Annotated in this window: 11 protein-coding genes; all 11 read left to right on the top strand. The window is 41.0% G+C overall.

All coding sequences use genetic code 11. From position 1 onward, the window contains the following. Positions 1–149 precede the first annotated feature (149 nt). The 11 genes from MSL71_RS21175 to MSL71_RS21225 all read left to right on the top strand — a co-directional run bounded on the left by MSL71_RS21175 (position 150) and on the right by MSL71_RS21225 (position 13,640). The gene (locus MSL71_RS21175) at positions 150–1,499 is read left to right on the top strand and encodes an MBL fold metallo-hydrolase RNA specificity domain-containing protein (protein WP_180144517.1); all 1,350 of its coding nucleotides are present in this window, start codon (positions 150–152) and stop codon (positions 1,497–1,499) included. Between the two features lie 334 nt (positions 1,500–1,833). Next, positions 1,834–3,123, top strand: coding sequence for a nucleotide sugar dehydrogenase (locus tag MSL71_RS21180; protein WP_180144528.1), 1,290 nt, complete (start codon positions 1,834–1,836; stop codon positions 3,121–3,123). Between the two features lie 204 nt (positions 3,124–3,327). After that, positions 3,328–4,515: a polysaccharide pyruvyl transferase family protein gene (locus tag MSL71_RS21185; RefSeq protein WP_180144531.1), complete on the top strand. Its 1,188-nt coding sequence runs from the start codon at positions 3,328–3,330 to the stop codon at positions 4,513–4,515. Then, positions 4,512–5,729: a Coenzyme F420 hydrogenase/dehydrogenase, beta subunit C-terminal domain gene (locus tag MSL71_RS21190; RefSeq protein WP_180144534.1), complete on the top strand. Its 1,218-nt coding sequence runs from the start codon at positions 4,512–4,514 to the stop codon at positions 5,727–5,729. Before MSL71_RS21185 ends, MSL71_RS21190 begins: the two co-directional genes overlap by 4 nt. Continuing rightward, on the top strand, positions 5,717–6,895 hold the full coding sequence (locus tag MSL71_RS21195) for a glycosyltransferase (protein WP_180144537.1): 1,179 nt from the start codon (positions 5,717–5,719) through the stop codon (positions 6,893–6,895). Before MSL71_RS21190 ends, MSL71_RS21195 begins: the two co-directional genes overlap by 13 nt. A 6-nt stretch (positions 6,896–6,901) precedes the next feature. After that, the gene (locus tag MSL71_RS21200; protein ID WP_180144540.1) at positions 6,902–8,440 is read left to right on the top strand and encodes an MATE family efflux transporter; all 1,539 of its coding nucleotides are present in this window, start codon (positions 6,902–6,904) and stop codon (positions 8,438–8,440) included. Between the two features lie 120 nt (positions 8,441–8,560). Then, positions 8,561–9,019 carry an IS200/IS605 family transposase gene (tnpA, locus tag MSL71_RS21205; RefSeq protein ID WP_180144543.1) on the top strand — a complete coding sequence of 153 codons (459 nt, stop codon included), beginning with the start codon at positions 8,561–8,563 and terminating at the stop codon, positions 9,017–9,019. Positions 9,020–9,231: 212 nt separating this feature from the next. Further along, positions 9,232–9,663 (top strand): serine O-acetyltransferase, encoded by a 432-nt coding sequence (locus tag MSL71_RS21210; RefSeq protein ID WP_180144546.1) that lies wholly within the window; start codon positions 9,232–9,234, stop codon positions 9,661–9,663. A gap of 9 nt (positions 9,664–9,672) precedes the next feature. Then, complete coding sequence (locus tag MSL71_RS21215; RefSeq protein WP_180144549.1) at positions 9,673–10,863, top strand: Coenzyme F420 hydrogenase/dehydrogenase, beta subunit C-terminal domain; 1,191 nt, start codon at positions 9,673–9,675, stop codon at positions 10,861–10,863. Next, positions 10,860–11,990 (top strand): polysaccharide pyruvyl transferase family protein, encoded by a 1,131-nt coding sequence (locus tag MSL71_RS21220; protein WP_180144552.1) that lies wholly within the window; start codon positions 10,860–10,862, stop codon positions 11,988–11,990. The genes MSL71_RS21215 and MSL71_RS21220 overlap by 4 nt, the downstream gene beginning before the upstream one ends. Positions 11,991–12,365: 375 nt before the next feature. Continuing rightward, the gene (locus tag MSL71_RS21225; RefSeq protein WP_180144555.1) at positions 12,366–13,640 is read left to right on the top strand and encodes a hypothetical protein; all 1,275 of its coding nucleotides are present in this window, start codon (positions 12,366–12,368) and stop codon (positions 13,638–13,640) included. Positions 13,641–13,766 lie beyond the last annotated feature (126 nt).

Raw genomic sequence — 13,766 nt, forward strand, 5'->3', positions numbered from 1 at the left:
AGAGAGGCCCTAAAAAGCCAAAGGACAAGAAGGGTCATTGCTCGAAAAGCTCACATGTTTCAACCGCCAAGCTGATTTCGAAACGCAAAAAATAAAAGTACTACATTGAAAGGGCTGCCCTTAGCCCTTAGCCCTTAAGCCCCTATTTTATGCCCTATTCCCTGACCCATCTCGGCGCTCACACATCCGTCACCGGCTCTTGCCACCTCCTCACAATCACCCATGGTCCGACCATGTTGATCGATTGCGGACTGGCCATGGGAGAGGATTCCCTTGTGCCGTTCTCCGAGTGGCCTGTGGAGCCTGCGGACATCGATTATCTGTTCTTGACCCATGCCCATATCGATCACATCGGCCGGGTGCCGGACCTTATTGATGCGGGGTTCTCAGGGGAGATCCTCTGCACGCATCCCACCAAGGCGCTTCTCATCCCCATGCTCCATGACGCCATGGGGTTTTCAAATCGTTCCAAAGAGGAGGTTAAGCGGCTTGAGGCTGCAATCGACGAGCTCTCTTGGGGATTCGAGTATCAGCAGTCCTTTCGCCTGAACAAAGGGGTTCGGTTCAAGTTTGGGCACGCAGGGCATATTCTGGGGTCTTGTTTTATCCATTTCACAATTCCAGGAGACCCGGCACCCTACCGGATTCTTTTTTCAGGGGACCTGGGCTGCAAAGGGTCGCCAATTCTATGCGACCCGGATCCACCCGATGCCTGCGACCTTCTCATCATGGAATCTACCTACGGGGATCGGAACCATGAGGCAAGGGGCGACCGAACCCAACGACTGGAGAAGGTGTTGAAAAGGGCCTTGGCCGACGGCGGCAAGGTGTTCATCCCCGCCTTTTCCCTGGGGCGTACCCAGGAGTTGATTTATGAGATTGACCGGATCCTTTCGTCTCAGAAACAAGGTGAAGCGGCAGGGCAGGGGAGTGACCTGAAAAACATTCCGGTTTTTGTGGATTCTCCCCTGGGGCTCAATGTCACCCATATATACGGCTCTTTGAGCGAATTCTGGGATAAAGAATCAAAACGCCTGCTTAAAGAGGGCGATCATCCCATCGACTTTGCGACGCTTTTTGCGGTAAAGTCCTACAGAGATCACCAAAAATCTCTCACGGTTTCCGGGCCGGCGGTTATTATCGCGGGCAGTGGCATGTGCACCGGAGGCCGGATCATCGACCATCTGGAAGCTGGCCTGGAAGACGCAAAGAACGATCTCTTTTTTGTGGGATACCAGGCCAAAGGCACGCTCGGTCGCGATATCATCACATACGGCTCCCGAAAGAACGGTTACGTTCGGATCAACGGGGAGAAAGTCCAGGTCAACGCAAGGCTTCACGAACTCGGGGGGTATTCAGCCCACGCCGACCAGAGCGAGCTGGTGCGTTGGGTGGAAGAGATGCCCGAGAAGCCGGGTAAGATCACTTTGGTACATGGAGAAAAGGAGGCAAGGACGGCCTTACAGAAGGTGCTGGAAGATCGTGGTTATCGGTTATAAGACATTCAGGTGAAAGGTGTCTGGTTCTTCGTTCCGCCATTATATTCTGACTGAGCTATACACATTCTCTGGCAGAAGAATCGGAGTCGGCAAACCAAGAACACATCGAAACCGAATATTTCATGAGCTGAGCGCTGCCATATTCAATGCATCAGGGCCTCAAATTGGGTTGTGTATCCCAAAGCTCTGATAACATGCAGGATGGAGCCCTTGGCTCGCCCGACGGGTGAGACGCTCGATCAGACAATCGTGAGGTCCAGCGGCAACAATTCCTTGTTGCTCTGATCTGATCGTTTTCTCAGGAAATATCGGGAGAATAACGGAGCCAACCATCATGATACATAATCCAGTCATCGCCGTTGTCGGTTTGGGATACGTTGGGCTTCCCCTGGCCCTGGAATTTGGAAAACAATACGAGACCATCGGTTTTGATATCAAAGAGTCCCTGGTTGAAAATTGCCGCAGGGGCGTGGACAACACCGGGGAAGTGGATGCAGGGGCCTTCAAAGCAGCGGTAAAATTTTCGGCAACCAGCGACCCCACAATGATCGGAAAAGCCGATTTTATTATCGTGGCTGTGCCGACGCCCATCAATGAAGCCCATCAACCAGATTTTTCACCCCTTATGTCTTCCTCCGAGACCGTGGGCCGTCACATGAGCAAAGGGACCGTCGTGGTGTACGAGTCCACGGTTTTCCCGGGAGCAACGGAAGATATCTGTGTGCCCATCCTTGAGAAGGAATCGGGCATGACGTGGAAAACGGATTTCCATGTGGGCTACTCCCCAGAGCGCATCAACCCGGGGGACAAAGTACGAACCCTTACTACCATCACGAAGGTTGTCTCAGGCGACACCCCGGATACCCTTGAAAAAGTAAAATCCCTCTACGGCTCCATCATCACCGCAGGAGTCCATCCCACGGCAACCATAAAGGAAGCCGAAGCCGCTAAAGTCATTGAAAACACGCAAAGGGACCTCAACATCGCCCTCATCAATGAGCTGGCCATCATCTTCGACACCCTGAACATCGATACCCTCAATGTTCTTGAAGCCGCGGGAACCAAGTGGAATTTTCTCCCCTTCAGACCCGGCCTTGTGGGCGGCCACTGCATCGGCGTTGACCCTTACTATCTCACCTACAAAGCCCAGGTGGAAGGCTATCACCCCGAAGTGATCCTCTCCGGCCGCAAGCGTAACGATTCCATGGGCAAGTACATCGCCCAGACCACCGTAAAGCGCCTCATGAAAAACGGATGCCTGAACAACGGCTCTTCCGTGGCCGTCCTCGGCCTTACTTTCAAAGAAGACTGCCCGGATCTGCGTAATACCCGCGTTGTGGACATCGTCGAAGAGTTCCAATCCTACGGCATCCATGTCCACGTCCACGACTCTCAGGTCGACCCCCTCGAGGCCAAGCGCCATTACGGCATCGAGCTGACCCCCTTCGACGAAATCCAAGACGTCGACGCCGTCGTCATCGCCACCGCCCATCGCGAATACAAAGCGATGCCCCTTGAAGCGTTCACAGACAAAATCAAAACCAATGGGTCTCTCATTGATGTCAAAAGTGTTCTGGATCCGGATGAGATGAGGGATTGGGGTGGGGATTTTTGGCGGTTGTAGAAATATTGATACGTCATGGCGATCCTAAGATCTCTTTAAGTTAACCATTTAGGGTTTAAATCAGTCATAAACTCTTGACCGTTGCCAGGATTGGTTGTGTGCAGTTCTCACGAAATAATATTATGGATTAACAGTTCCGTATTTCTAATCCTGTAGATATCTTTTTTTAGGGTATCTGTAATAAATTATACCCAGGGGGAGACGATGAAGATTTTTTTGGACTGTTTGGCTTCAAGCTCATGTATAAGTATTGGGACAAATGCATTCATTATTAGTGATATAGAATTGTTGAATGAGAAGTATCCAAAATGTGAAATTGTATTGTTTTCATCTGACCCCGAGGTAGATAAGTTACAGTTCGGGTATTTACCTTATAAAATTTCATATATTCAACGATCAAAATCACAAATAGTTGCAATGCTTCAAATTCGTAGAATCGTTTCTCAAGTCGATGTTGTTGTATCAGCATGGGGAGATGGGTATATTACTGTTCCACCATATAAATTACTACGAAAGACAATTTTTTTAAAACGACAAGGAGTGCCTCTAATTTTATTTACTTCCTCTATTGGGCCTTTTAATGGTGGTTTTAAAGATAAACTTGCTCTATTGGGGTTAAAAAAATTTGATGCGATTACAGTAAGAGATCAGAATACTTTTGAATACCTGAAACCGCATGGTTTGAATCGGTTGCGATTGGTGCATGATACTGCTTTTGTTTTAGAACCTTGCTCGGATTATCGCCGTGATGAATTGTTGAGACAATCGGGTTTAGAGGGAGGTGAAAAGTTCATAGGTCTTAATGTTTCGGTCCTTATGTATAATCTCTACAAGGAAAGGGGGCAAGATTATATTTCATTGATGATAGAATATATTGAGTGGATATTGAATAATTTCGAAATACCAATTGTTTTAATTCCCCATCAGCTTTATCCAAAGAAGATGAGTTATACTATAGATGAGTATCAGTCAAAAGATGGCGACGACCGTTTTCCCATCGAGCTTATTCTATCAAAAATAAATAAAACAGATCGTCTTTTTGCTTTAGAACAGGAAGTGACGCCTCAAGAGGTTAAAGGTGTTATAGGTAAAAGTGAATTGTTTATTGGTAGCCGTATGCATTCAGTTATAGCTGCAATATCTTTGTCTGTTCCTTCGCTTGTTATGCAGTATAGTCATAAGTCTGAAGGCATGATGCGTTTTCTTAGAATGCCGGAATATGTGTGGGATATTAATAAAGACTTTGAGGACCTTACACGGAGGACAAGTGCATTATGGCGTGATCGCCAAATAGTCAGGGCAAAACTTAACGAAATAATGCCTGGTATTTACGAAGATATCTATGATCTTTGCAACGAAATTGAACGTGTTTTGGAATCAAAATGCGCATGAATTCTGGGCATAATATTCGCTGGGTCGTGGATAACGGGCTGTGTTTAGGTTGCGGTGTTTGCGAAGATGCATGCCCAATGAATGCGATTCATATTGTTGAGACGAAAGCTATCAATGTTCCGCATATTGATTCAGCTAAATGCGCGCATGATAAAGGGTGCAATCACTGCTTTAAAGTATGCCCGGGACACGGGATTGATATTGAAAACAAGTCGCAGAAATACTTCGGTGCAGGCGGGGTTATGGTCGACCCCTACATTGGGCCATATGTTGGTTGCTACACAGGGTGGAGTCAAGACCATGGAGTTCGATACCATGCAGCATCCGGTGGGCTTTTGAGCCAGTTTTTGATTTTTTTACTTGAATCAAATGTGATTGACGGTGCTGTTGTTACGCGTTTTTCCGAATCAAATCCCATGAGGACCCAAACCTTTATAGCTAAAACGCGAGAGGAAATTATTGACAGCATGAGCTCGAAGTACTGTCCTGTGTCATTGAATGGGGTGGTCAATGAAGTGATGTCATTTCATGGTAAAGTTATTATCGTAGGCCTTCCTTGTCATATTCAAGGCATGAGAAAAACGGAAGAGCTGAATGAAAAATTTCGTGCCAATGTTGCAGGATATTTCTCGATTTATTGTAGCTCAAATCGAAATTTCGACGCTCAGAAGTATTTATGTAAAAAACAAAATATTAAGCCAGGTGACGTGAAAAAATTTACCTACAGGGATAACGGATGTCTTGGCTTCATGAAGATTTTAACTGACAAAAAAGTAATATCTGTTCCATTCATAGAGTACTATGAGAGCCTTCGAAGTTATTTTAAGCCAAGGCGTTGTTCTTTTTGTGTAGACCACTATGGAATGTTGGCTGATGTTTCATTTGGGGATATTCATATTGATCCCTATTTTAATGAAATAGGAGTCAATTCTGTGGTCGTTCGGAGTCCGGCATTTCATGATTATTTAGTCCAGGCACAGAGAGCTGAAAGTATACTCCTAAACGCTGTAAAAAGTACTGAAGTAAACCGCTCTCAGCAAATGATGCTCAAGAATCAAAAAATTTCGGCGCCATTTTATTTCAAATTTGAACGATTTTTGGGCCGAAAAGTTCCAATATACGACTTAAAACTATCTGAGGTACGATGGTTGAAAGGAGCCCGTTACTGGCTTAGTTATACTTTTCAGCGATGGATAGGCCGATGGATAAAGTGAGTTCAAATCGAGTTGCCGCAATAGTACAGACTGGATCCGGGATAGTAGACCCTTTATCCTATAATGTTCAAGCAATTGGGCAGGCTAAAGGCATGGTTAAGTTGGGCTTAAGTGTTGATTTTTACGCGAATTTTAAAAATATAAGTCGCCCCACGGTTATTTACAAGTTCAAGAATCGTAAGTTACGTGTTGTCCCTGTGAAAAAAGTTAAAATATTCAGGGAGATTGTCTATTTTCCAGGATTGATTAAACGAGTCACAAGCATGGATTATTGTTTCATTCAAGTAGGAGGTGACTCTCAGCTAATGACCCCGCTTATCCTTCGAGCAGCTCGGCGCTCAGGAATAATGACAGTTTTTATTCAAGGAATGTATAAAAACTATAAAGGTTATAAATACATATTTCAGTTGTTTTTTGATCGAATTTTCAAACAAATGATAGTTGCTAATTCTGATTTTGTTTTTGCAAAGACGACCATGGCAAAGAGTTATCTTTTGAGTAAAAAGTATACAGATGTAAATCTTTTTCCTATTGGTTTGGATATTGTTAGAGAATTAGATAATCAGGATCTTTTAAGACTAACGTCTGAATTCAAAGCAAAATTCGACACACTTTTGTTATATATTGGAAAAATTGAACCAAGACGGAATCCAAAATTTTTGCTTCAGGTTTTAGCAGCATTGAGAGATGATGGTCTGTCAATAGGCCTACTTGCTGTAGGGCAAGGGCCTCAATACAGAGAATTTCAAAACTGGATTCATGAAATGTCGCTTGATAATTGTGTATTGCACATTGAGCGTGTAGATAATTCAGAAGTTCATATTTTGTATAAACACTCTGACATTTTTTTATTGCCGACAAATTATGAAATATATGGAATGGTTGTAATGGAAGCTCTGTATAGAGGCTGCCCCGTTATTTCAACACCAGAAGGTGGTCCTTTGGATATTTTAGTGAGTCAGGAATACGGTTATTGTGTTGATCTAAAAGTTAGCAAGTGGGTTCAAACAATTAAAACTATGCTTGACGTGGAACAATATGATCCCCAATTACGAGCTCGAAGAGTAGATTATATAAAAAACTCATTTCAATGGTATGAGCTTGGAAAGGTATTCATAGAAAGAATTGGTCTGATAGGTTTTATAAAAGGGAATAAGATAGGGTAATACTCAATGGATTCAAAAAATCGAATTGCATTTAATACATTTGTCTTATCTCTTAAAATGGTTTTCTCTATTGGGCTTGCTCTATTTTCCACACGCATTGTACTGCAGGCTTTAGGCGTTTCTGACTTCGGTATTTTTAATTTAATCGCTGGTACAATAGGAATTCTCTCGTTTATGAACATGGCAATGGCCGCTTCTGTGCAGAGGCATCTGTCTTTCGAGATTGGCCGAAGAGATATGATGTCTTTGAACAGGGTCTTCAGTACCAGTGTTGTCATGCATATTATTATAGGGATAGTAGTTTATTTCATTTTGCAAGTTTCAGCGGTGCCATTATTTAATGGTGTACTAAATATCCCATCACAACGTATTTCTTCGGCAAAATTCATATACCAGTCAATGGCAATTACGACCTTATTTTCGATTGCTTCTGTTCCATATGAAGCAGGAATTACGGCGCATGAAAGGATGGGGTTCATCGCAATTGTCGGGGTCATTGAATCTGCTTTTAAAGTTGTTATCGCAGTTGCTTTGTTGTTTCTTCCTTTTGATCGTTTGAAAATGTACGGTCTCTTTATTTCACTGTTAATGCTGTGTGTGTTGTTTGTAAAATGGCTGTATTGTCGTCTTAATTTTAATGAAACTACATTGTGTTTATCTTCTGTTCGATTAGTAGAATTTAAAAAAATGCTTGCGTTTACCGGGTGGACTACAATGACAGCATTTAGTGAGGTACTTCAAGGGCAGGGCCTGGCGATTGTTTTTAATTATTTTTTAGGGGTCAGGGTCAATGCTGCGTATGGTATTGCACGGCAAGTAAGTGGTCAGACAAAGTATATGAGTGCCGTTTTAAATAAAGTAGCTAGTCCTCAGACGATAAGCCGTGTGGGCGAAGGCCGTTCTGATGATGCAATTCGTTTGGCTTTTAGCATATCGAAGGCAGGGTATCTCTTGGTGTTAATAATAGCAATTCCCTTATGGTTAGAAATGGAAAGTGTTTTCAAATTTTGGCTAAACGATCCACCAGAATACTCTGTTTGGTTCTGTCGAATTATTCTTGTTACACCTGTATTGAGATCGATGACATATCCTTTTCAACCATTAATTCATGCATCAGGCAATATAGCCGATTATCAGAAACTTTTGACATTGGTCCAGTTACTTGTTTTACCAGTTGGTGCTTTTCTATTGTGGATCAAAGTTGACGCGTATATGACACTACTTACGATCGTTTTTGCCGAGATTATACTTGGCGCGGGGCGACTATACCATGCAAACAAACAATGTGGAGTTAATGTGCGAGTATTTTCTGTTCAGGTACTGTTCCCTTCAATACTGGTTTTTGGTTTGAGCTTTGGGACGACCTATTGGGCGTTTACACAATTTCAACTATATCCTTTTAGGATTTTTTTAACGACTATGATTGGGGTAACGATAATAGCTCTATCTTCATGGATCGTTCTGTTTTCAGACCAGGAAAAGCGATTTGTCTTATCCGCTATCAGTCGTCTTTTTTGCAAAATTAATTTAAGAGTAGATTTTTAAAACAGATATAAATCCTCCACCTCTGGTGGAGGACCCGGATAGGTTCTACCCATCCGGCGAGAAAAGAAATAGGTTCTTCCTCGGGAAAGCCCCTGCTGGGAATGACTGGAGGGAGAACCAATGCACGATTGTCGAAACCTATCCCATACCCGATGGGATTGTAAATATCATATTGTAATCGTACCGAAGTACCGTCAAAAGAAGCTGTATGGCAAATTTCGAAGGCAAGTTGGAGAGATACTAAAGGAGTTGTGCCGTCAAAAAGGTGTTGAGTTACTCGAAGGGCATCTAATGCCGGACCATATCCATATGCGTTTGAGTGTCCCTCCGAAGTTCAGCATAGCCTTTATCATTGGTTTCTTGAAGGGAAAGAGTGTAGTCTTTATTCATTGTAAGGTGTTGAAGACACAACGGCTTTTGGGGTTCTACTTCTGGCCGAGAGGCTACTGTGTCAGCACAGTTGGGTTAGATGAAGCGACAATACGTAAATATATCAGAGAGCAGGAAAAACACGACAAACAATTAGAATTTGATTTTCAGCAACGTTCATTAAGCCCCGTAGGGGCTTTCCCTAAGTGAACGCCCTCTTTGAGGGGGGGGGCCTGAGGCCTCCCGCTCTGCGGGAGGAGATTGACTGTGATTATATATACTATTCTTTAAAATATTAATAAGTTGTCGAAAACGAAAATTATAGATCATTACTGAAGTTGTCAACTCTTAAATATAATGCTTTTGCATTGGTTATCTTTATAACAGAGCCTTCATATTGCAATCAGGCTGGGGTAAATTTTATGGGGGATAAATTTATAATAGTATGTTTATGGATGCGGAAAATTTATGGGCTGCGAAAAATATCATATTTGATTCTGAAAATGATTGGCGTCGAGATTCCTCTTACCGTTCAAATCGGTCGTGATGTTGTGCTTGCGCATTGGGCAACAGGGCTTGTTATTCATGGCTCAACTATTATTGGCAATAATGTTACGATATATCAAGGAGTAACAATTGGAAGGGCCGATGTGAATAGAAATAGACATCGAAAAATTAGAATAGAAATTCAAGATGGTGCCATACTTTGCGCTGGTGCAAAAATACTTTGTGCAGGTGATGAGTTGATTGTCGGGCAGTACAGTGTGGTAGGTGCAAATTCAGTATTACTTAACTCTACGGAAAAACGGTCTGTTTGGGCTGGGATTCCTGCCACGAAAATTTCTCAGGCGTAATTATTGCTCATGAATCCTATAATTTTTCAAAAAATGTCCAAATCACCAGATAGTTGCTATGGATGCAGAGCGTGTGAGCAGATATGCGAGTCTGATGCTATTACAATGATGCTCGATCATGAGGGGTTCCTCTATCCCGTATTTAATGAGTCAATGTGTATTCAATGTGGTCTATGTGATCGAGTTTGTCCAAATTTAATAACACCTACGAAAAGACATAAGACCTACCCTCTTAAAGTTTTAGCAGCTTGGGCTAAAGAGAAGAAAGACAGAAGTGAAGCTACTTCGGGTGGACTATTTCTGGCTATTGCTACGGAGGTAATAAGTAGAGGCGGCGTAGTTTTTGGTGTTGCTTACGATAAGAGCTGGAACTTATATCATTCGATGGCGAGGACAATCGAGGATTGCTTAAAGTTTCGTGGATCTAAGTATGCACAAAGTGATACACGGAACACTTTTAAAGAGGCGCAGAAATTTCTCGAGTCAGGTATTTTTGTGTATTATACCGGGACACCATGCCAGATAGCAGGGTTAAGGAGTTTTCTAAGGAAAGATTATTCTAATTTGCTAACATCAGATATTATTTGCCACGGCACACCGAGTAATAAGCTTTTTATGCGTGAAATTATGTGGAAAGAAGAACATGAACCCAGAAGTATTGATACCACTTCATACAGAAGTAAAGATCGATTTGGGTGGGGATATGATTGGAAGATCACATGGAATGATGGCAAGACACAATATTTTGATACGGGGAAAAGTCCCTACTTTGTAGGGTTTTGGAATAATTCAACACTCCGGCCGGCATGCTATTCTTGCAAATTTGCCTCAATTAATCGGCAAGGTGATATTACCCTTGGTGATTTTTGGGGTGTGAAAAAGCATGTAAAAAAAATCAGGCGAACGGGAAGTGGTGTCTCTATGCTGCTTGTAAACTCTCAAAGGGGATTGGATGTTATCTCCGAATTGAAGCGCATAGAAGTTCGTATTTCTAACATACAGACTGCTCTCAAAACACAAGCTCATTTATCTAAGCCCGTCAGTCGTCCCGAAGCAAGAGATGGGGTCTATGACCGTGCATATGAAGATGATTATGACTCCTTTTCAAAGGTGAATTTATCATTCGGCTCAAAAGCAATGGTCAAAAGACAGATTCGAAATTGGATTAAACTCGCTGTTCTGTGGAAGTATCTGAAATGATCAATCAAAAAAGAATTATTTTTTACAAAACAACTGCGGCATTTGATAACACTGGGGAAGTGCTTATATATAAAAGCCTTCTGGAACAGCTCCGTCCTTATGGTCAAGTTATTGTAAACGATAGAAATAAGAAATCCGCTCTATTTCTCGACAAAATTGGTATCGAGCATAGTGAAAGGTTGAGTTCGTATTCACGATTTCCATTTGTTTTATTTCTTATTTTTTCCTGTATTAAACATATGTGCACATCGACAGACGTTGTGTTTGTTACCGGAGTGGGCGAACATAGATATACAGGTGTAAAAGCATCAGTAAAAATACTCTTGTCTGCTTGCTATTTAGCTTTAGTAAAGTTGTTTCGAGGGAAAGTTGTTAGAATTGGAATGTCGATATATTTATCAGGGTTTATGCCGAAGTTTTCAGAGAGGCTGCTCTCTATGTTTGTAGATCACTACTATGTGCGTGATTCCCTATCTCAAAAAATGTGTGCTGATTCTGGAATTCAATGCGTTGATATTGCGCCTGATCTTTCGTGGGCATATGAGATTTCAGGTGTAAATAAATACAACCTGGATTGCGAGGTTACAACGTGTCTATTTTCGTTTCGGTCATCTTTATACAAAAATGATATGCTTAAAGTAGATAAGCTGAAAAATGCAATTTTAATGCTATCAGATGCATTGATGAGTCAATATCACTGTTCAATACAGGTCACCTACCAAGTTCAATCAGATTATCCCTTTGCGCATGAAATTTATAAATTATTATCATCTCGGCATGATAGAGTTGAATTTAAAAGTGAATTAATTACACTTGATAATGCGCTAAGTTTTTATGGCAACGCGCAACTTGTATTCAGTAACCGTTTACATACACTTCTTCTTGCATGTAAGTATAATTCTGTGCCTATTGGGTTTATCGATAAATTAAATCAACAGAAAATTGTAGGTATTTTTGAGGATGCTGACTTAGGGGAGTTGTTGCTTAATTTAAATGATATTTGTGAGGATTTTTCATTTTCCTTTCTGGATTTTCGAAATTTGAAAACAAAGATTGTTGCTATTGAAGAGCGATTCTCTAAAAATATCAAGCATACGATGTCTCATATTTTTTTGCATAACGGTTAATCCTCAATGTAGCGGTCAACAAAAAACGGGTGTCAGGAATAGGCAACAAGTCTGAGTGTTGGGCTCTCAAAGGTTTCAGGGCTAACACCGCCCAGAATTTAGTGCAACTGATCTGGGTTATATCAAGTAACTTCCAGTGTCAGGGTCGTTGTCACCTATCGAGACTTTCTCTTTGACTCAAATACATGTGCGCAGTTTAAGGGTCCGGCCGGAAATTAATCATACATCACATCTTATGTTGGCCGTTTGATTGGTGATGGGGATCCACCGATCGGTAACGCACACTACGTGATGTTGCATGTGCCAATGCGTGTATATTTTATTTTTGTCATAGCCCTAATTGACAGTCTCCTATTTATTGAATCGAGGATCAAATTGAATCAGAGTTTTTTTTTTGTAAATCATAGAATTGATGAGGTTCCTGTCAATAGCGATATTTCATCTACTTCTAAACATGGTTTTCAAACTTTACAAATTCAATCTTTAGCAATAGCACTTATAGCTATAATTTTAACAGCACTATTTTTTCAGAATTCATTTGTTTTTATGTTTTCTAAGAAATTTTGTTTTCTCGATGAAATGTTTATAGCTTTTGTTGGGCTATTCGCTTTCAAGGCGAATCGTATTGTTTTTGTAAATTTTTTGGTGCTTGGTTTTATAGGTTTTTTGCTGGTTTTTATATTCAATAAGCACGGATCATCATACGGGTGCATAAACGACTTTATCTATATTTTCAAGCCAATTTTACTTTTTTGGGGGCTTTATTGCTTTTTAAATTTAGCCCATTCAGACTCAGTTGATTTATTTCTAGAATTTTTTTCATTGCTATTTATTATTAGCGTTTTTTATGGTCTGTCTCAATTTTCTTTTTGGTTTTTATATAGAGTAGATCTTCCCATGCTTTCAATTAAAACAGTTATGGGGGTAGAGGAGTTTTTTGGAAGAAATATTTCGTTACGTAGAGTTCCAAGTATTTTTGGTCACCCCCTATGGTTTGGGTATCTGTGTTCTCTGTGGTCTGTCTTCTTTTTGTGGAGGAAGAAATACTTTTTCTCATTAATTTCGGGAATAGGCATTTTGTTGAGCTTTTCTAGGTGGGCATTGTTCCTGGCTTATATTTCTGTTTTTATTATGCAGTTTGAATCAAAGGATAAGACTACTAAATACGTGTTTAACTTGTGTAGTTTAATTTTCGTCATCGTTGTTGTGTGTAATTGGGCAAAAATTTACTACATATGTAATGTATTATGGAAAGGGTATTCGATATATTCTATAAAAATGATAGGCATTCAAGATTCTATCGATTTGTTTTCAAAGAATCCTTTGGGCTATGGTTTTGGTAGTTTTGGGACAATTAACTCGGTTGGTAGTACTATATACGATGAAATATCTATTAATTCTTCATGGCTAATTGGAAAACGTTCAGGGATTGAAGCTTTTTATTTCATTCTACTTGTTCAAGTCGGATTTCTTGGGGTTTTGATATATTTATCACCATTCATAAAGTATTTTTGTTTTTGCCCTAAGTCTCGATTCCTTTTATTGCACATGCTATGTCTTCCGTTTATTGGAGTGTTGTATATTCCTCTTTATCTTTCAACTTTAGTGTTGATGATATCTGTCGTAGAACGGACGTCTCTATCAACATAGGACATACCTACGCATAGCTCAAAACCTCTTAAATAATGATAGTTACCAATTTCATAGTTAAACCGAGATAAGAACTTAATTGATAATCGCTGATATAAATCTGAAAATAGAGTTCGGTATAATTAA

Origin of the sequence: Desulfoluna butyratoxydans, from assembly GCF_900699765.1 — a bacterium.
In the GTDB taxonomy this organism is placed as follows: Bacteria; Desulfobacterota; Desulfobacteria; order Desulfobacterales; family Desulfolunaceae; genus Desulfoluna; species Desulfoluna butyratoxydans.